This is a genomic window from Streptomyces sp. NPDC048506 (assembly GCF_040651315.1).
Taxonomy (GTDB): Bacteria; Actinomycetota; Actinomycetes; order Streptomycetales; family Streptomycetaceae; genus Streptomyces.
Genome location: NZ_JBEZIX010000009.1, coordinates 1 through 17,318 on the forward strand (window position 1 = coordinate 1; position 17,318 = coordinate 17,318).

The 17,318-nt window shown below is 66.0% G+C and carries 26 protein-coding genes and 1 pseudogene; 4 read left to right on the forward strand and 23 right to left on the reverse strand.

The window, feature by feature from the left end; all coding sequences use genetic code 11:
• Window positions 1-128: 128 nt before the first annotated feature.
• Window positions 129-341: a DUF397 domain-containing protein gene (locus AB0C96_RS09035; RefSeq protein ID WP_362915224.1), complete on the forward strand. Its 213-nt coding sequence runs from the start codon at window positions 129-131 to the stop codon at window positions 339-341.
• A 161-nt stretch (window positions 342-502) separates the two neighbouring features.
• Here AB0C96_RS09035 and AB0C96_RS09040 read toward each other — a convergent pair whose 3' ends face one another.
• Genes AB0C96_RS09040 through AB0C96_RS09050 form a run of 3 tightly spaced genes read right to left on the reverse strand, consistent with a single transcriptional unit; the run spans window position 503 to window position 1,806 of the window.
• Window positions 503-751 carry a hypothetical protein gene (locus AB0C96_RS09040; protein WP_362915226.1) on the reverse strand — a complete coding sequence of 83 codons (249 nt, stop codon included), beginning with the start codon at window positions 749-751 and terminating at the stop codon, window positions 503-505.
• Window positions 748-993: a holin gene (locus AB0C96_RS09045; protein ID WP_362915228.1), complete on the reverse strand. Its 246-nt coding sequence runs from the start codon at window positions 991-993 to the stop codon at window positions 748-750. Before AB0C96_RS09045 ends, AB0C96_RS09040 begins: the two co-directional genes overlap by 4 nt.
• Before the next feature lie 18 nt (window positions 994-1,011).
• Window positions 1,012-1,806: an N-acetylmuramoyl-L-alanine amidase gene (locus tag AB0C96_RS09050; RefSeq protein WP_362915230.1), complete on the reverse strand. Its 795-nt coding sequence runs from the start codon at window positions 1,804-1,806 to the stop codon at window positions 1,012-1,014.
• On the opposite strand from AB0C96_RS09050, the gene AB0C96_RS09055 reads away from it, so the two are divergent.
• A complete protein-coding gene (locus tag AB0C96_RS09055; RefSeq protein WP_362915232.1) occupies window positions 1,769-2,503 on the forward strand; it encodes a GntR family transcriptional regulator in 735 nt (244 codons plus the stop codon). The two genes, AB0C96_RS09050 and AB0C96_RS09055, sit on opposite strands and share 38 nt — an antisense overlap.
• Window positions 2,504-2,535: 32 nt before the next feature.
• Here the strand turns inward: AB0C96_RS09055 and AB0C96_RS09060 are convergent, their stop codons facing one another.
• Window positions 2,536-2,772 carry a hypothetical protein gene (locus tag AB0C96_RS09060; RefSeq protein ID WP_362915234.1) on the reverse strand — a complete coding sequence of 79 codons (237 nt, stop codon included), beginning with the start codon at window positions 2,770-2,772 and terminating at the stop codon, window positions 2,536-2,538.
• A gap of 322 nt (window positions 2,773-3,094) precedes the next feature.
• On the opposite strand from AB0C96_RS09060, the gene AB0C96_RS09065 reads away from it, so the two are divergent.
• Entirely contained in the window at window positions 3,095-3,328 is a 234-nt protein-coding gene (locus tag AB0C96_RS09065; protein ID WP_362915236.1) for a hypothetical protein, read from the forward strand.
• Window positions 3,329-3,363: 35 nt separating this feature from the next.
• Here the strand turns inward: AB0C96_RS09065 and AB0C96_RS09070 are convergent, their stop codons facing one another.
• Window positions 3,364-3,582, reverse strand: a complete 219-nt coding sequence (locus AB0C96_RS09070; protein WP_362915238.1) for a hypothetical protein — start codon at window positions 3,580-3,582, stop codon at window positions 3,364-3,366.
• A 223-nt stretch (window positions 3,583-3,805) separates the two neighbouring features.
• On the opposite strand from AB0C96_RS09070, the gene AB0C96_RS09075 reads away from it, so the two are divergent.
• Window positions 3,806-4,174 (forward strand): hypothetical protein, encoded by a 369-nt coding sequence (locus AB0C96_RS09075; RefSeq protein ID WP_362915240.1) that lies wholly within the window; start codon window positions 3,806-3,808, stop codon window positions 4,172-4,174.
• A gap of 1,693 nt (window positions 4,175-5,867) precedes the next feature.
• Here AB0C96_RS09075 and AB0C96_RS09080 read toward each other — a convergent pair.
• From AB0C96_RS09080 to AB0C96_RS09165, 18 genes and pseudogenes are all read right to left on the reverse strand, one after another.
• Window positions 5,868-6,029: pseudogene (locus AB0C96_RS09080) on the reverse strand (NUDIX hydrolase); the annotation flags it as partial.
• Window positions 6,030-6,511: 482 nt separating this feature from the next.
• The gene (locus AB0C96_RS09085; protein ID WP_362915241.1) at window positions 6,512-6,835 is read right to left on the reverse strand and encodes a hypothetical protein; all 324 of its coding nucleotides are present in this window, start codon (window positions 6,833-6,835) and stop codon (window positions 6,512-6,514) included.
• Between the two features lie 38 nt (window positions 6,836-6,873).
• Window positions 6,874-7,548 (reverse strand): GNAT family N-acetyltransferase, encoded by a 675-nt coding sequence (locus AB0C96_RS09090; RefSeq protein ID WP_362915243.1) that lies wholly within the window; start codon window positions 7,546-7,548, stop codon window positions 6,874-6,876.
• Between the two features lie 39 nt (window positions 7,549-7,587).
• Complete coding sequence (locus tag AB0C96_RS09095) at window positions 7,588-8,616, reverse strand: YgjP-like metallopeptidase domain-containing protein (protein ID WP_362915245.1); 1,029 nt, start codon at window positions 8,614-8,616, stop codon at window positions 7,588-7,590.
• A gap of 79 nt (window positions 8,617-8,695) precedes the next feature.
• Complete coding sequence (locus tag AB0C96_RS09100) at window positions 8,696-9,049, reverse strand: hypothetical protein (RefSeq protein WP_362915247.1); 354 nt, start codon at window positions 9,047-9,049, stop codon at window positions 8,696-8,698.
• On the reverse strand, window positions 9,046-9,525 hold the full coding sequence (locus tag AB0C96_RS09105) for a hypothetical protein (protein WP_362915249.1): 480 nt from the start codon (window positions 9,523-9,525) through the stop codon (window positions 9,046-9,048). Before AB0C96_RS09105 ends, AB0C96_RS09100 begins: the two co-directional genes overlap by 4 nt.
• A complete protein-coding gene (locus tag AB0C96_RS09110) occupies window positions 9,489-9,797 on the reverse strand; it encodes a phiSA1p31-related protein (RefSeq protein ID WP_362915250.1) in 309 nt (102 codons plus the stop codon). Before AB0C96_RS09110 ends, AB0C96_RS09105 begins: the two co-directional genes overlap by 37 nt.
• A complete protein-coding gene (locus tag AB0C96_RS09115; RefSeq protein WP_362915251.1) occupies window positions 9,794-10,237 on the reverse strand; it encodes a hypothetical protein in 444 nt (147 codons plus the stop codon). The genes AB0C96_RS09110 and AB0C96_RS09115 overlap by 4 nt, the downstream gene beginning before the upstream one ends.
• Window positions 10,234-10,887, reverse strand: coding sequence for a hypothetical protein (locus AB0C96_RS09120; RefSeq protein ID WP_362915253.1), 654 nt, complete (start codon window positions 10,885-10,887; stop codon window positions 10,234-10,236). Before AB0C96_RS09120 ends, AB0C96_RS09115 begins: the two co-directional genes overlap by 4 nt.
• 103 nt (window positions 10,888-10,990) lie before the next feature.
• The gene (locus tag AB0C96_RS09125; RefSeq protein WP_362915254.1) at window positions 10,991-12,652 is read right to left on the reverse strand and encodes a ParB N-terminal domain-containing protein; all 1,662 of its coding nucleotides are present in this window, start codon (window positions 12,650-12,652) and stop codon (window positions 10,991-10,993) included.
• 170 nt (window positions 12,653-12,822) lie between these two features.
• A complete protein-coding gene (locus tag AB0C96_RS09130; RefSeq protein ID WP_362915255.1) occupies window positions 12,823-13,728 on the reverse strand; it encodes an N-6 DNA methylase in 906 nt (301 codons plus the stop codon).
• A gap of 331 nt (window positions 13,729-14,059) precedes the next feature.
• Window positions 14,060-14,197, reverse strand: coding sequence for a hypothetical protein (locus AB0C96_RS09135; protein ID WP_362915256.1), 138 nt, complete (start codon window positions 14,195-14,197; stop codon window positions 14,060-14,062).
• 151 nt (window positions 14,198-14,348) lie between these two features.
• Window positions 14,349-14,867, reverse strand: coding sequence for a hypothetical protein (locus tag AB0C96_RS09140; protein WP_362915257.1), 519 nt, complete (start codon window positions 14,865-14,867; stop codon window positions 14,349-14,351).
• Between the two features lie 124 nt (window positions 14,868-14,991).
• Entirely contained in the window at window positions 14,992-15,384 is a 393-nt protein-coding gene (locus AB0C96_RS09145; protein ID WP_362915258.1) for a hypothetical protein, read from the reverse strand.
• Between the two features lie 80 nt (window positions 15,385-15,464).
• Complete coding sequence (locus AB0C96_RS09150) at window positions 15,465-15,773, reverse strand: hypothetical protein (RefSeq protein WP_362915259.1); 309 nt, start codon at window positions 15,771-15,773, stop codon at window positions 15,465-15,467.
• A 77-nt stretch (window positions 15,774-15,850) separates the two neighbouring features.
• On the reverse strand, window positions 15,851-16,186 hold the full coding sequence (locus AB0C96_RS09155; RefSeq protein WP_362915261.1) for a hypothetical protein: 336 nt from the start codon (window positions 16,184-16,186) through the stop codon (window positions 15,851-15,853).
• An 80-nt stretch (window positions 16,187-16,266) separates the two neighbouring features.
• Complete coding sequence (locus tag AB0C96_RS09160; protein WP_362915263.1) at window positions 16,267-16,575, reverse strand: hypothetical protein; 309 nt, start codon at window positions 16,573-16,575, stop codon at window positions 16,267-16,269.
• Window positions 16,576-16,841: 266 nt separating this feature from the next.
• Window positions 16,842-17,303 carry a hypothetical protein gene (locus AB0C96_RS09165; RefSeq protein ID WP_362915265.1) on the reverse strand — a complete coding sequence of 154 codons (462 nt, stop codon included), beginning with the start codon at window positions 17,301-17,303 and terminating at the stop codon, window positions 16,842-16,844.
• Window positions 17,304-17,318: the final 15 nt, after the last annotated feature.

The following is a 17,318-nucleotide window of genomic DNA, read 5'->3' on the forward strand; positions in this document are numbered from 1 at the left end:
AACCGACGAGACCACCCTGCCCACCGAACTCACCGCATAGCCTCAAAACGAGATCACCGAGTGGCCGTCGATACACCACTCCAGCGGACGTGACCCGCCATGATCCATCAGCTACGAAGGGGCACCCCGTGACGACTCCCGATTCCCTCCGTTGGGTTAAGTCTTCCTACAGCAACAACGGTGGCCAGTGCATCGAGGTCGCCACCGACCTCATCGTCTCGCGCGGCGTAGTTCCCGTCCGTGACTCCAAGAGCCCGGCAGGTCCGATTCTGGAACTCCCCGCCGATGCGTTCTCGTCCTTCGTGGCGGGCGTCAAGGCCGGAGAGTTCGGCGCTGTCTGACCACTCGGCCCGGCGCGCGTCTTCGGCCTGTTCGCCTGGTCGTCGTCCGCGTCGGCCGCCCAGCGTGATCATTTCGACGCCATCTGTCCCTTGGCGGAGTACGCAGAATGCGCCCCCTGTACGGCCCATGCGTGGGCCGTACAGGGGGCGTTGTGGTGTGTTCACTGTGCGAGTTGCCATGCGGTGACGAGGACCGCGGCGACGGCAGCGAGGGCGACGATCGTAGGCCATGGCCACTGGTTCGCTTCGAGGCGGCGGATGCGTTCCTCGTGGTCGTCGAGCTGGTCGTTGATGGTTGCGATGCCGTCCAGCTTGCCTTCGATGCGGCTGACGCTTTCGCGGAGTCTGCGAAGCTCGCCGTACATCTCGGCGGCGGTGATGGTGACGACTGGGACGGACTCGTCGCTCACCCGGCCTCGCTCGCCTTCGCAGTGGTCTCGGTGATGCCGGGCCCGCGGCGTCCGGTGCCGGCTGCGGCGAGGGAGGTAAGGACGGACAGCACGCTGGCGGTGGCGGCGAGGGTCAGGCCTCGTTCCCATGGAACGTTGAGGACGTCGGTGGTGTCGAGGCCGAGTGTGGCTATGAGGGTCTGGGCGAAGGTGCGGACGGCACGCTCGGCGGTGGCTGTCCAGAATGCGGAGTCGGTGAGCATGTGGGGTGTCCTCTTTCCTTAGTCGGTGACGGTGAAGCCGTGGCGCTTGCCGAGGGCGCGAAGGGAGTCGCGGCCGGGGATACCGTCGGCGTCCTTGCCCTGATAGCCGCACCGCTGTTGCCAGCTGGCGTAGGCGGTGGTGGTCTTCGTGCCGAACGAGCCGTCCGCCCACGTCGGGGTCAGCAGCCCTTCGGCGGCAAGAGCGCGCTCGACGATCTGGGCCGCCGTCTTGTGGGTGGTGTGGCCCTGGGCCGCGGCCGGGTCTTTGCGGGCGGCGGCGATGACCTGGGCGAGGCTGATAGCCGGCGTCGGCGTGGTGTCCTCGTCGTGCGTCGAGGTGTCGTCACTCGGCTTGGCGCCAAGGCGTTTGGCGACACGGGCACGCATGTCGGGCATCTCGAAGCCGCGGGGGTCGGTCTTGGTGTTGGTCCATTCCTTGTGGCCGATGACGGATCGCGCGGTCCATCCGTGGGCGCGGCAGATGGCGGCCGAGACGCGTTCGATGGCGTCGAGCTGGCAGTCCGGCCACGGGTCCTTGCCGTCACCGAGGTTTTCGCACTCGAAGCCGTAGAAGGCGTGGTTGCCGTCGGTGTCGTTCCGGTGCGGTCGGGGCGGTGTGCTGCCGTAGCTCTCGGCGATGACTGCGCTGAGGACGTCGCCGTCGCCGGTGCCGGCGTGGTTGGCGCGGCCGTGGCCGACGAGGTGGACGTGTCCATCCTTGGTGATGACGCCATGGCACAGCGGGCCGGGAAGATCGTTGTAGCCGTCGTGGCACATGCGGACGGTGGAGTCCGAGCCCATCGCGGATGACATCCGAAACAAGATCTCGACCGGCCGGATCAAGGCTGGCGAACGACTCCCCTCCGAGGCACAGCTGGCCTCCGACTACGCGGTCAGCACAGCGACGTTGCGAAGTGCCTTGGCGGTCCTCCATGGTGAAGGGCTCGTCGAGAAGATCCACGGCAACGGCAACTTCGTCCGCTACCTCCTCCGCAGAATCACCTACAGCGGCGGTGGTCTCACATTCAGGACGGAGCCCTCGGCGGACTCGGTGTTACGCGTCAGCGTCCGCACCACCAACCTTCAGGCGCACGGCCAACTGATCGGCCTACTGGGCGTGCCGGCGAGCAGCCCCCTCACCGAATTTCTCTGCCTCAGCCACGAGGGGCAGTCACCGCACAGCCTCGCGCGTATCTACGTACCTCGCGACCTTTTGCCGACCGACGTTTCCGCCACATTGCACTGCTACGAGGGCGTTGAGGCGAAGCTGGCCAAGCTCCGCCCTCCACTAGCCAATGTCCGTGAACGAGTCAGCGCTCGCCCTCCGACGCCAGAGGAAGCGGCGACCCTCCGAATCAGCTCGGCCCTGGCAGTGCTCGCGATCACACGAGTGGTGTCCGACCGCACGGGACGCGTGGTCGAGGCCGCGCTCCTGGTGCTTCCCAGCGACCGCGCCGACGCACTCTTCACCACCCACCACATGCCCCATGAGAGGACGAACGGACAATGACGCCCCGCAACGAGCTGCGGCTCCTCCCGTGGTCAGGCCCCGACGGCAGGCCCTGCTACTTGAGTACCGAGGAGAGCGGCGGCGGCTTTCTGTCCCGCCTGGCTGACGACACCGAAGCGGTGCAACTGGAAGTGGCAGCCGAACTCCTCGAGCACGCGCTCGAAGTACTCGGCGATGGGGAGACGGGGCCGAACGAGGTTCGCCTCCTGGCGATGGACATGACTGGAGCCCTGCGTGACGTGCGCCGTGTAGCGATCAGCCGCGGTCATCGCCTGCCGCTAACGGATCCTCCCGCTTGCGAAGGAGGGGACGAGGGCCCTCGACTGCCAGCGTCGGCTTTCGGCTACGTAACAGCGACACATCGGACGGCAGGGAAGTCCCATACTCAATCTGGGGCTCCCCTGCCGTTGGCTCCGGCCCCTTCGGTAGGAACCTGTGCTTTTGAGAGCGAGCGCCTGAGCTCGTGCGGTGGTGTGCGGCGAGGCCAGATGTTGTCTTGACAGGCAAGCCATGACGGCTCGTTCTGAGCCCTCAACAGCCCCTGTTGGATAGGGTTTTACCGAGCACTCAACAGACTCAGGGGGAACCGTCATGACCGAGATAGTCGCTGCCTTCATCGGCGGAGTGTTTGCGCTCGGTGCCGCCGTCATCACCGTGCGGTGGACACGCTCACGTTCTACTGGCGACCCCGCGCCTGACCCGGTGCCCCCCACCAGCAATGCGCAGTCGGACGGCGTCACCATCAACGCCTCTCACGCCGGGCAGATCATTGGGACAAACAACGGCACTGTGTCACAGACCAACTACCGTGACGGCAAGCGGTGAAGCTCCCCACGATCAGCGCTGCGGCTTTACTGGGGCTAGCTCAGGGCGTCTTGGCTGTGGCCCTCGCCGTCCTGGTAGCTCTGTTCTCTATCGGCTTGATCGGTGAACAGTTCCCCGATGCGCTCCCAGCCGTCGGGCGGTTCTTGGAGCGTCTGGTTCAGCTGTCCTCCGACGAGTACGCCGCAGCGTTCATCCGGGATCGGCTCCTCGTCTTCGCTGTCATCGGCGTGGCTTTCGTCCTGTGGGTCACGCACAAGTGGCCCACCCTGGTCAAAACGATTGGGCAGGCCCTCAACCCATTTGCGCGGGTCGGTGTGGCCGCTGTCTCAGCTGCCGCCGCAGTCTTGGTCGCGCTCATCCTGGCTGGCCCGCTTGGCCAGGCCAAGACGAAAGGCGAGTGCACATCATCCTTCCGACTGCGCCTGGACTCTGCGCCCTCCTTGGTAAGCAACACCGCATGCGGTGAGGGGAGGGTCAATGGCCGCACACACCGCCATTGACCAATACATCCAGACCAACAACGGCAGTGTCTATCAGACGATCATCAACGGCACGGGGGTCGATGAGGAGACCAAGCAACAGGTACGGCGTCTGGCTGTCTCCTCGCCCGAGATGATGGCCAAGCTCGATGCGATGCTGAAGGAATCGGGCGATGTGAAGGCGGCCGCAGCACTGGTCCGGGATGCTAGCGACATCCTCACAGACAAAGGGGGCTCGTCGGCTCTGTTCACCGATGCGGGCGACGATCCCATGTTTCCCGGCAAGGGTGAACGAGAGCTTCGTAAGGCGATAGCCGGCCCCTTCTTGGTGCTCGTCGTGGTCGTCGCCCTGATCCTCTGGCTGTAAGTCGCGGCAGCTGATGCGCAGCGACCTCGCTGGGCGCGGGCTGCAGCCAGGCCACCATCCGAGTCCTGCTCCCGTCGACCGCGCCGCAGAGGCTGACTCCCGAAACTGGAGAAGAGTTGTAGCGCCAACCTCCCCACTTGCCGTCGATGGCGCGCAGTTCGGAGGAGGCCTCCACTTCAGTGCCAAGCACTCTGAATATCCATCGCATAGTTGGCAAAGTGCATGTGCATCCCCCCGTTCGGTGGCATCATCACTGCATGAGGGCTTGGAATCATGCCAGGCGCACGCGCCGCGTTAGGGGTGCGGCAAGCAGCGAGATCGAGGGTCTGCAGCAGAGCCTGTCGCTGCTTCTTCCCGATCGTTCAGTTCCGTTGCGCGTCAGGTTAGCGCTGCGCATTTTTGACCGATATCGGCGCACTGCCAGCATGGTCGATTTCATGTGTGGCTTAGTGGCCGGCCTGTGGTGGCCCATACCCATCGCCCTCGCGATAGATGACCGCCCGAATTCTGCTCGTGCATCATACGCGAAGGTGTTCACGGCGTTCGAGAAAGTGGCGAAAATCGAGAACCCTGGCACCATGATTGAGGGGTACACTCGGCTAGTCTTTGGTGTGCTTTTTCTCTGTGCCCTTTATTTCGTGCTCACATTGGGGCCGCTCGTCCTTAGTTACCGGGTGAGTCGCGGGCATCCGGGGCTACCAATTCCGGGCAGGCGGGCCGTGAGGTTTCGTCGCCGTAGTCTAGTTACGGCAACATCAGTATCCGCTTTATGCGCTTGCTCCAAAGTAATTGGGAAGACCGGAGAGCGGAGGATCTCGGTCCTTCATGCACTTGCTGCGGAGCTGGGAATGGTTCGTTCGGCGCTCGCTTCTCTGCCGCGCTTGGATTACGGCCCACGCTCCGGCAGGCGTCGCCGTAGGAAGCAAGTGACATCGCATGCGCGACAGGTCTCAGCAAGACTTGAGCAATTTGAGATGCGGGTCGAAAAGCTCTCGGATGATGATGTAAGGCGGCTCAGCCTCGCTCTGTTTCTAATCGCTGAAAGAGTTTCAAATCGACGATACCTTGAGCTAGCGGGGGATGACTTTCTTTCAGATGTCGACGCGCGGGATCGCGATCCGGCCCGATTGGCTATCGGAGCAGGCCTTTGTTTGGTTCTCTCAAGCGCAACAGTGGGCGTCCTGCATCTGCTCGGTTTTCCCGACGGGCTCCAGCCTGTTGCTATTGGCATGTCGGTCATCATTTCAGCGGTTATCGTCTTTCGGGGGCGAGCCCTGGAGAAACTTGAGTCCCTGGGTCTCCTAGGGGGAGGGCGGGGACAGCAGCCGTAGCCGTTCAGCTGTCAGCCGCGACGAGGTCGGCGGAGCGGCTTTGGGCTGGAGCTGCTTTGGGGCGAGTGATCATGGCCCCGTAAGCTGATGGCGCGTCGGGCAGTCTGTGGACCTGCCCGGTAAAGCACGACGTTGGGGCCATGATCTTAGAGGCTCGCCCCAAAGTGGCTGCCTAAAGCCGTGGAGCCGACCGCCCCAGCCACGACGTACCCCTTCTCTGGCATCAGGCGGCTGATTGCTCGGCGCGCGGGACGGGCGCCGGCCGGGCTGGAGCGGGGCGGAGACAGGAGCGCAGGCCCGGCCGGGGGTCGGGCCGCGTGCGGCGAGCGTGAGCGAGCCGCCTTGATGAAGTAGAGAAAGTTCTATCGCGCCGGCGTCAGTTGCTTGCCGTCGTGACTCCGCACGTGAGGGCCCGCCCCGTCCAGGGCATCCAGGGGCCGGATCGCGTAGACCTCGGGCATGGACTCCGTCACCTCGTCGGGCGTGAGCCAGGTGACCGCCGTGGACTCACTGGAGGTGCCCTCGCAGCATGATCAACAGCAGTGTGTACTAAATACGTACTGCCCGGCGGGAGACCCACCGAGCAGTGACGCAAACGGCCTGTGACCAGGCACTTTCCGAGCCCCCTGTCGGATTCGAACCGACGACCTTCGCTTTACAAGCATGTTGGATCATGCTTCCGCGATCAAGGGCACCGAAGCGCGTTCACCCAGGCCAGAGGCACATCAGTGCAGGTCAGAGCCTTTTCCGGGCGGTAGTGGACCCTCACGCCAAGAGTAGTTCTTACCGGATGCTTCCCGATCCTTCCCCGGCTGTTCTTAGGCTTCTGTCCCCCGTCTGTCCCCCGCACGTCCCCCGAGCCCCTCCTCCTCGCCCTCCACATGATCAGCCGCATCAAAGCCGCAGGTAACCCACCGCTAAGCAATCGACTGACTACCGCTCAGCGTTCGTGCTGCTCAGAGACAGCCTGGCGTCCGAAGTACAGCCACTGGCCGGCGCCGGAAGGTCAGTGCGTGCTGCGGGCCCCGCGCTGTCTATCTGCGTCGATCCGCTCTCGGGTGCGGGCGACGTGCTCCATGTCTACGGGTGCGTCCATGCCGAGCTCAGTGTGGACGCGCTGATAGATGCCGTCCTCGAGCAGTGGCAGTTCGATGCTGTGCCACGGTGTCGGGCCGACGAGTGCGGTGAGGTTCTTGATGCGATCGACGAGGAAGTCGCACTGCATGGACCACTGCCCGTTCAGAGCGCCGCGGCGTGCGGTGTCGAGATCGTTCCAGAGGCCGTCCAGCTCGTCGCGGATGGCGGCGCGCAGTGTTTCGAGTTCGCTCATGGGGTGGGGTTCGTTCCGGCGAGAGTCCACTGATGTTGTCACGGGTGCCTCGTGGCGTTGGGCTGAGTGGTGTGTTCGGCGATGAGGCAGGTGTCTCCGCGAGCGGCGTCGCGATGTACGGACGTTCCTGGCTGGAGTGTCTTGACGGCGAGCTGGTGGCCGTCAGATCCGTCGTCGCATGAGGTGAAGCCCTGGTGGGTGCGGAAGATGATGGGTTCGCCTTGGGCTGCGATGGTATAGCCGCGCTGGCGGTACCAGCGCATGGTGGGGAAGGCGCCGATGCGGATCTTGGCGAGGGCCAGGTGAGTGCCGGCGGCGCGGGCGGCGTGTTCGGCTCCTTCGAGGAGAGCTGTTCCGATACCGCGGTTGCGGTAGGGCTTGGCAACGGCGAGGAGCTCGATCTCGACGAGGGTCTGGGTTAGGCGGGCGCGCTGGTCGGCGGGCTGGCTTTGCAGCCAGCGGATGGGGGGTGCGGCGTAGAGCATGCCGACGATGGTGTCGCCGAGGCGGGCGGTCAAGCAGTGACCGTGCCCATAGGGCAGTGGTACGCGGCCGCCGTGGTTGTCGATGGCGTGGAGGAGCGGCGAGAGGGCCGCTTGCGGGCTCGGGGTGTGGTCGCTGACTGCGAGAGCCCCGAGGGTTGCTGCCGCTTGTCCGTCGCCTTTGGCCGCGAGGGTGATGGTGATGGCGCCGCTGCCGGGCTGGTCGGTCATGGGCGTACCTTACGGAGCTGGTCGCGAGACGTGGGGTGGCTACGTGTACGGCTGAAGGATCATGCGCTGAGCTGCGGGGTCCCAGCGGCATTCGCGGTACAGGCGGTTGAAGTCCTGCATAGCGTCGGGATCGTCAGCGTTGCACGGTTCGTAGCCGCCTGGGCCGGGGCGGCAGTAAAAGCCGTACTCGGTGCACTCGGCTTGGCCGGGTATCTGGCCGGTCCAGACAGTGTTGCAGGTGTTGCCGGGGTGGCAGTGGGCGCGCTGTCGGCCGGTGAAGGCGCATCGGGCGATGTCACAGCGGTCGGCGTGGAGTGTGCCGGGTGGGGCGGAGCAGTCGGGGCAGTTGTCGTTGGGTGCCGGTTGGGCGGTGCGGTGGCTGAGTCGGCCAAGCCAGAGGTTTTGTAGGTCGTGGTCGAGTTGGTGGGTGTCGGCGATGGTGTGGAGGTTGAGGGTGCGGTGGATGAGTTCGTGGAGGGAGGGTTCGGCGAGTTGGATGGTGGCCCAGTGGAGGGTGATTCCGCGGGTGGGGTGGTAGTGGGCTCGGGTGGTGCGTAGATGAGTTGAGACGACGAGTGGGATGTCAGGTTTTGGCGCGAAAGTGGCGATCTGTTGGCTGGTGATTTTCAGCCAGTCCTTCGCGGTCTTGGCGTAGAAGTTGATGAGTGTTCGTCGCGCTATATGCAGTTTTGTGGCAGTGGTGTGTCGTATGTGGAGCCAGTCGCCGGTTTCGGGGTGCAGGTGGTGGGTGATCGGCTCGGTTTGTTCGGCGTCCGGGACGATGCGGAGGCGGTGTGGCCGCCCGAGGACGGTGAAGACTTCGCCGGTGTCGAGGAACTTGATCGGGTTCTTTGGTGTGGTGGCGGCGATGCGGGCAAGCTGCCGGTAGATCCAGCGGCGGCGACGTTGGGCGAGGTCGATTGCTTGGGCGTCGGTGGTGTAGCGGGGGCCACGGACGATGACCTCCCCGGTGGCGCTGACGTCGAGGTTCAAGGTGGTGCGGTCGCTGGTTCGCACGCTGATCGTGATGTCTCCGATGGTGATGGTGCGTTCGGTCTTATAGGTCACTGCACTGACGTCCGTTTCGTGGTGTTTTTGTGGCAGGTGCGGGCGGGCCGGTGAGGCCCGCCCATGGGGTGGTCAGTGCCTAGCTGCACAGGTTGCAGACCCAGGTCTGCGGGGTGCCGTGGGTGACGAGGTCGAGGTCTTGATTGACGGTGCGGTTGCAGAGCCGGCAGGTCAGTTCGAATGTGCGCAGCATTCGCAGCGGCTGGAGGGGTTCGTCGGAGTGGATGGTGAACGGGGCTGGAATGCCTCGGGCGCTAATGATCAGGCGTGAGGTCAGGTCGGGGTGGGGCTTGATGTCCTGGGCGATCAGCTGGTTGTCAGGGGTTTCGGGGAGGGCGAAGGTGTCGCCGTCCTGGAGTGCGGAGGCGGGGACGGTGGGGGTGGTGGGGGTGGTGATGATGAAGCCCTTGGGGGCGGGCGTGTTCTTGCTCATGTGGTGCTCTTCTCGGTGGCTCTGTGCTTGTGGGCTGCGGCGAGTTCGGCGGTCAGTTGGGTTCGGGCCTTGCGCAGCCGCTGTCGTGCGGTGCGCAGGCGGGCTTCCGCGTCGGCCAGGGTTTGCTTGTGGCGGTCGACGAGTTCGGTGAGGCGGGTGACCTGCTGCGTGAAGTGCTGGACTTCGTTGGCGCGGAGTTCGACGGCTGGTCTGCGGGGCTTGTGACTGCCTGGGTCCTTGCGGGTCTTGTTGAGCTGGATGCGGGCGAAGGTGAGGAGTTCTTCGCGGACGACGTACTTGACGCGCTTGCTCAGAGGGCCGGTCAGCAACGCGAGGCGTGGGAAGTTGGCGTGGCGCTTTGCCCAGTTGCTGACGGCGGAGCGGCTGACACCGACGAGTCGGGCGCCGTCAGCGAGGGTGATCAGCTCGTCCTCGCGCCCTATGTATTCGGGCCGGAGCCAGGTGACTGCTTCCATGCTGGTGGTCCTTGTTGGGTGGTGCGGGTGGGTGCGAGGTAGCGGTGGGCGTGGCCGCCGATGAGTTCGTTGATCTCGGCGCTGGCGGATATGTCGCCCGGGGCGTGGTCGGCGCGGGTGGCGACGGGGCGCTGGTGTTCGTTGCACCAGCGGGTCCAGCGCCAGTGGGAGCCGTCGGGTGCGATGTACGGGCGGGTGAGGTCGTACCTGACGCCGTCGAAGTCGTAGACGGTGATGGGGAAACCTGCCTGCCAAGGGAGTCGGCTGGTCACGAGGAGGCGTGCTGCTGGGCGTAGAGCTCGGCCGAGTCGTCGTTGCCGGGTGTACCGAGGGCGATCGACAGGGCAGCCAGAAGGCCAGTGACGATGGCTGACTGCTCGGACCGGCGTGCTGGGGTCATGGCGAGGTGCGCGGGAAGTGCGATGTCGGCGAGGAGCCCAGCGCGCAGGCGGTTGATTTCGTCGGCGATCCGGCGGCAGACCGGTTCGAGGTGACGCTGGTGGTGCCGTCGTGCGGCGGCTTCCTGGTGCTGGTCGCAGGCGCGCAGTCGCTGGCAGCTGCCGCACAGGTGACCCGGGGCGGGCTCGGGGATTTCGCGCAGGGAGAGGCGTCCGCAGCGGGTGAGGACGAGCTGTTCGGGGTCGGCCGGCCAGACGGTTACTGTCACGAGGTGCGGTTTGCCGGAGACGGAGGCGCCGTACAGCAGAGTCATCGGCTCGCCTCGTCGTTGATGAGGGTCAGGAGGAAGGCCAGGTCGGTCGGGGCGTGAACGAGGAGGTCCGCCGTGGCCTCTGCGTCTGCGAGGGCGTCGGCGGGCTGTTCGTCGTCGGGCGCGTGGGTGCAGAGCACTTCGGCGACCCGGGCGCCGTGCGGTTCGACGATCTCGAGAGAGGTGTACACGGCTTCGGGGTCGTCGGCGTCGAGGAGGGCGCCGTTGTCGGACCAGCCGGTACGGCGGAGGGCGAGCGGGGGCAGGTTCGCGGCGCTGAGGCGCGCGGTGATCGCAGTGATGCGTTCGGCGCGGTCGTGGTCCGCCTGGGTCCAGCAGGTGTGCTGGTCGCGGGTAGCGAACCAGTGGTAGCCGCGCTGCCCGTGGATGGTCGTGGCGTCGAAGGCGGTGCCGAGTATCTGCCGCCACTTCGTGGAGGGAAGGCGGATGAGTTCGCCTTCGGCGTGCAGGCGGTCGATGAGCTGGACGCACGTGAGGCTTCCGTCGGGGAGGTCCTGGACGGTGCGGTAGGTGGTCCGGTCGTATCCGGCCGCCCAGAACACGGTCATGACGAGGTCGTACCTCTGGAGGGGGCGGCCTGCGGCTTCCAGGGCGTTGAGGACGGCGTCGCGGTTGAGGGTGATGGGTGGCATGTCGGTGTTCCGTTCGTGGTGATTGGGAGGCACCCCTCCCCGATATCTATTTTCTACTCTTCACGAGGGGGCTTCAAACCCGTTTGTGCAGGTCAGGGTGGGCTTAGGCAGCAACTGGCTCGGCGACCTGGGCCGCCTGCTTCTCTGCTTCAGCGGCGGACAGCGCCTCGGCCCTCTTCTGTGCCTGCACTTCGGCCGTCGCCAGCGTCTCAGCCTCGATCTCAGACAGCGCGTACCCCTCGGCCTTCAGGAAAGCGAGCCAAGCGGCCGTGTGGGAACCGATCTCTCCACGCCAGACGCTGTCACCCATCGCCTGCTGCTCGTGCGCGGCGCAGACCAGTGCGAGCAGGATCTGCCAGCGGCGGGATGCCGGGGCCTTCGCGATCGCCTCGGCGAACGGATCGCTGACCCGGGTCCACTTGTTGCGGCCCTCGTTGGGGTCCGGCACCCGCAGGAAAGCAGCAGTCAGGGTGGTGTCGCCGGTGTCGACGAAGTGCTCGTACAGGTAGCTGGTGCCGGTGATCGTCGACATGATCAGCGTCCATGCTGCGGGCGAGGCGTCACCCTTGCGGGTGCACAGCGTTGCCAGGAACTCGTGACGCACCGCCCGAGCTGCCCGCCATGCCTTGTTGTTGCGGATGACGGTGCGCCGCGCCTCCTTCTCCGCCTCCTTGTCTTTGTGCTCCCGGGCGTCCCTGGGGGCATCGGGGCCGAGCGTGTGGCCGCACTTCATCCAGTCCTGGCACAGCCACACCGCGACCGGCTCGTCCCGTTCGAGGAAGGCGGCATGGCCGGGGCAGCTTCGGTGGTCCTCGGGCGTGACCAGGTCGCCGTCCGTCGTGGTGAGGTCGGTGAGCGGGCGGGCAGCGGTCTTCGCCCAGTTCCAGGACCTCTCGACGAGCGGAATGCCGGCCGTGGCCAGTTCCTCGGTGAGCTTCTCTCGCGCCGCCTGATCGGCCTTCTGGTCACGCAACTTCTGCATGGCGTGAGCCCAGTTGCCGCGCTGTCCCCCTCCTTCGCCCAGGTCGCGGCGCTTTGCACTCCGCAGCCACCACAGGGCGTGGTCGAGATCCTCGACTTCGTGCAGGTCGGCGAGTTCAACAAAGTCGAAGTCGTACGAAAGGGCCTCGCTCAGGCTCTCGTCGCTGAGCTTGTCCGCTGTCTCCGCTGCCTTCACCTGCTCCGGCGTCAGCCCGAGGGAACGGGCGTGCTTGGCTTTGCGGGTCTTGCTGATCTTCATGAGCGACAACTGGCGAACGGCGTCGATGTCGTCGCGCACAGAGGCGGCCTTGCGGTGCTTGTTCTCGATGAGGCTGATCGTCAGTGCATCGTCGTCGATGCCCTTGAGGTCGGTTCGGACGATCACCGGAACCAGCCGGAAGGGACGGCCCGCAGCTATCGCCTTCTCCGCTGCGAGGACCGCAGCCTTGAAGCGCCGCTGCCCGAAGATGATGCCGAGCGTTCCGCCATCGGCCTGCGGCCGCAACAGGAGCGGAGTCTGCACGCCGATTTCGTCGACAGAGGCGATCAGATCCGCATCCGGCTCCGTGGTGTCCTCGGCCTCCTGGTCGTCGTTTCCCTCTGTCTCATCCTCGGCAGTGGACGGGCGCGGCTTGCGGTGGTTGTAGGGGTCGACCACCAGCGTGCGCGGATCGACCCACGCGAACGTGCCCGCGAATCCCTCGACGCCGATGGGTACTTCAGGGGTTGCCTCAGCGTCGATGTCGGCAGCGGTCGGGGGTGCTTCGGTCTCAATGACGGTCATCGTGCTCTTCCGTGGTGCGGGTGTGGGCGGGCAATTGCCGCCCCACGCCGATGTGCTGGAACCAGTTGGGAGGATTTCCCCTCCAACCCATATCTAAATTCTACTCTTTTACATAGGGGCGTCAAACCCGTTTGCGCAGGTCAGGCCAGGGTTTCTCTGGTTGATCCGGGTCAGGCGGCGACCGGGGCAGCCTGCTCCAGGAGCTGCTGCGCCTGGCGAACGGCGGCCATGATGCGCGCCTTGCCGAGCGTCTCGTCACGGTGCTCGATCACGGCGCGGGCGTGCTTCATGGCGTCCTCGATCGCGCGCGGATTGGCTAGGGTGTCGTCGCATGCGACCGTCACGCGCGGTCCAAGAGCCCAGATGATCGAGTTCACCGCTCCACACGCTGCGGCTATCTCGTCGATGTCGCACATCGACCACTGGAAGACGGCCGGGTCCTCCCCCCGCTCGCGCAGAAACTGCGCAGCCGAACGCAACAGCCCGCCGCTGCCGCCGGCCGGGTCATGGATGTGCTGACCGCGCTGGGGCTCGTTGGCCTGAAGGGTGAAGTCGAAGACGCTCTCGGCCGCAAGCAGGTTGGCCATGGTGTCCGCGACCGATGCCGGAGTGTGATACTCGCCCAGTCCCTGCTGGGCGCCGCTCGAACGCACAAGCATCATGACCGGCGACAGGACATCGGTCTGAGCGCGCAGGTACGGGTCCGCGTGCCCGGTGAGGTCGAACAGTCCATGGTCCAACGCAGCCTTGGTGACGCCCCGTACGACGTAGGCGCGATGGCCGTCGATCTCCTCGTTGTTGAGCCACTCATGCAGCACGCGGGCACGGTCGATGAGGTCGGGGCGGTGGATCCAGTGCATCGACCAGATCTCGCGGAACATCCCGATCAGCTGGGCGTCGTCCTGGCCGAGGACCTGCGCCTTCAGGTCTGGGCCGTTCTCGTCCTTCTGCCGGATCAGGGCGAGCGCGGCGACGATCCCGATGGGCACCTCGATGCGGGTGCCGCCGTGCTGCTTGTGCCATACCCCTGCGACGGCCTCGCCAATACGCATGGCCTGCCCGTGCGGGTCACGCACAGTCCTCGGCCGAGGCGGCCGGGATGCTGTCACCGTTGTAGAGGGCGGAGGGCTGGACGGTACGGCGGGCGTCTGGGCCGCGGCGAAGGTGGCGGGTACAGGCTCCGGCTCTTCTTCCAGGCTGGCGAACAGGTCGAGTTGCGTCACGAGTTGATCGCTTTCAGTGAAGGGGTGTGGGCATGCGGAGGCCCGCCCCCGAAGGGGCGGGCCGCGAAGGGAGGGCGACCGCTCTAGCCGGTCGAGGCGAGGGTCAGCCCTTGTCGATCAAGACGACGCCGTAGGGCGTGTGCCATGTGTAGGACAGCGCGGACTTGTGGATGTCGGCGCGGACCTAGTCCCACTCGATGCGGCCAAACCGGTCGCGGTACGGCGCCAGATCCCAGGCCGCGTCAATGCCGGCCAGGGAGGTCATGATGTCGGCGAGTGAGTTGCCGAAACAGATGTCCCGCTTCCGGTAATGGGCGTGCATCTCGCCGACCTGTACGCGCCGTGACTCATCACAGATCTGCCCTCCGCGCTCTTCGGCGAGCGGCCATCCGCGTTCTGGTCGACTATGCGGGCGCGCTCGGCGCTGGCGCCGGGCTGGTAGCAGGCCATGGTGGTTCTTTCTTCGAGTTGGTTCAGTTCCGGGCGGACAGGTGCACGGTGACGGCCGCAGCACGTACGCCAGTCGCCGGGCAAGGGCCAAGCAGACGACCGATCTCGGTCAGCAGACGACCGGTGTCGTCCCGCAGTTGGGCCTGAGCGATGGCGTCGAGGGCCTCGGCGATGCGTTCCGGGGTGGTCGGGTGGGCTTCGCGGCATTCGCATGTGTTCTTCGCCCGCTCTGCGAGCTTCGCGAGTGCCGCGGGGTGCTCGCTCTGCGGGACGCATCCGCGGTGGCGGATGGCGGGGCGGGCTCGGCGCAGGTGGCTGTAGAAGCGGGTGCCTTCCCATCCGCAGACCAGGCAGTGCACCGGCCACAGAGCGTCGCTGCCGGGGTATCCGCCGCGTGGCTCCCAGCCGAGTTCGTTGATGCGCGCCAGGGCGACAGCGGCCGAGGAGATGTTGCGGACCGTCGGGTTGAGACCTGCGAGGTAGGCGCTGATGGTGCCGGTTGTGCGGATGTCGCCGCTGTCCGGGCCTCTGTTGTTGCTCATGTGGGTGCCGTTCTCGTGGTCATGGTGGGTGAAGGGGTGGTGGACACCCCTTCACCTGATATCTAAATTCTACTCTTCGTCGGGGTGGGGTCAACTCCGAACCCCCAGGTCGCAGGGGGGTGGGCTACGAGTCGCTGGCGGCAGCGGGGGTCGCAGCCATCTCCTCGGCCGACTTGCGGTCGAACACCTCGTCGTACGGGACGGTGTCGCCCCCGCTCGGCGCGGCGCCCCGGCCGGGGCGGACGATCCGGGCGGCTGCGGTGAGCGCGCATGCCTCAGCGTGGCGGCCGAGGTGAATCAGGGCGCACACCTCGAACATCAGCACCCAGTGGCAGGTGGGCACGGTGTCCGCGAACTCCTCGCAGTTCAGCGCCTTCTTGGGGGCGCGGCGGTAGCGCCAGGCGCGGCGCACTATCTGCTCCATGGCCGCGGTGGCGCGGCCGATCTGGCGCGAGTTCAGGTTGAGTCGGGTGATGATCTCCGCTGCCGTCAGTAGCGGAAGGCGCTTGTGCAGCACGAACGCGCCGGTCCTTTCACTTCCAAGAGGTGCAGGGACTGCGGGCCGGGACTGCGCTTCTTAGGGCCCGGCCGGCGGCGTCAGTAGGCCGCGAAGCCGAAGAGCAGCCAGCCTTCGTCGCCGGAATCGGTCGTGAGCGGCAGCGCCCCGGCCGGCCCCCACTTGTCGTCGATGCGCGGATCCCCGGCACGGATCAATTCCTCGGCGCGAGCCAAAGCTGCCGCCTCGCCTCGCCGGGGCTCATCGAAGAGCGTGACCTCGCCCTTCTCGGCGACTGTGCCGGTGTAGCCGCCGTGTCCGCGCTCCCAGGCCGCCTCATCGCGGGCGGTACTGAACGCGGTGTCGAGGTCCAGGCCGGTGGCCGTAGTGAAGAATTCAATGGCACCCATCAGTGGGTCCTTCTGTGAGATTGCGGTGTCGGCATGGCGCGGTCCGCCCCGATCGGAGCGGACTGAAGATGTGTGCCTCAGTGGATACGCACCCGAGGGCGGCTGGTGCGCATGACACGCGGAGTCCGGCACGAGCGGCGCGAGGTGTGGTGGTCAATGAACTGTGCGGCCGTCACGGTGCGGACGGCGCCCTCCACCAGGGCCTGGCGGGTGTGGTTGTCGACCAGCTGGCCCCACATCTCCATCGCTTCGCCGTCGTCGGCGTTCAGGCCCCACTGTCGCGTGTAGTCGTGCCAGGCGTCGACCAGCGTGATGGCGGCCAGGTTCATGGCCGCCTCGGCCTGCTGTTCGCTGATGCTGTAGCGGGTGGCGATGGTGAGTACGGCGAGCGGGTCGTGAAGCGGAGCGTTCAACGGAGTGGTCCTTTCGGGATTCCCAAGAGGTGCTGTGTCGCGGCTGCGCCCACCTGAAGTGGGCGCAGTCAAAGGGCCTTTCAGCAGGAAGCCAGCCCGAAGAACAGCCATCCCGACTCGCCGGTGCCTGTCTCTATAGGCAGCGCCCCGGCAGGTCCCGACCGGGGAAAGAACCGCGGGTCCTTGGCCTCAATCAGCTCCTCGGCTCGCTGGATAGCCCGCGGCAGTGGGCGCTTGGGCTCGTCCAGGAGCGTGACCTCGTCCTTCTCGTAGACCGTGCCGGAGTTGTCGCGGTGACCGTGCTCCCAGGCAGCCGTTGAGCGTGCGTTGAAGAAGGCTCTGCTGACGTTGCGGCCGGTAGCGGGTGTGTAGAAGGGCATGGCGCCCATGGGTGCTCCTGCGTTGAATGGTCCGGGCAAGGGATCTGGTTGAACCCTCTACATATATCTAAATTCTACTCTACTTGGAGAGGGTGTCAAACTCGTTCATGCAGGTCACAGGCTTGTAGGCGAATCTGACGTTTGGCCGCGAACGAGACGCACACCGTCCTGCGCGAGCTGGTCGATCAGCGCATCGGCCAGGTGGACGCATCTGAACGGATCCATGTCCGGCAACTGGTCCCGAAGTGCAGCTATCAGGGTGATCCGCGGCTCGATCACAATGTCGCACCGACCAGAGCACTGCCCCGGTGGGCGCGCTTGCGGATGCTCGCTGCGCCAGCGCGGCGCGCACCAGCTCGCTGCGCCGTCACACGGCACTCCCCGCACAGTGCCTCACCGAGTCGCCGGTGCCCCGCCACCCCACTGCTTGTGCCGCACGTCCCGGCTTGGGTGGGGAGCTTGGGCAGCTCAGGCGCGTTCTCGGCTGTCGCAACTGCCTTGCCGTTGACCCATATCCGGGCCGCACACACCCCGTCGAAGTGGCCGGCTTCCGGCCGCACGCGGTCGTAACACTGGACCACGAACGGACACAGGGCCGCGCAGTCCTCCATCAACGGGGCGCAGGCCTGGAGCAGTTGCTTCGGGGCGCGCACGAGCGAGTCGTGAGGAATGTATCCGTCCAGGTCTGCGCAGGGTGCGAGCGAGGTCCAGGCGGCCGAGGTGGTGGAGTTGATCACGGGGTGGTGCTTCCT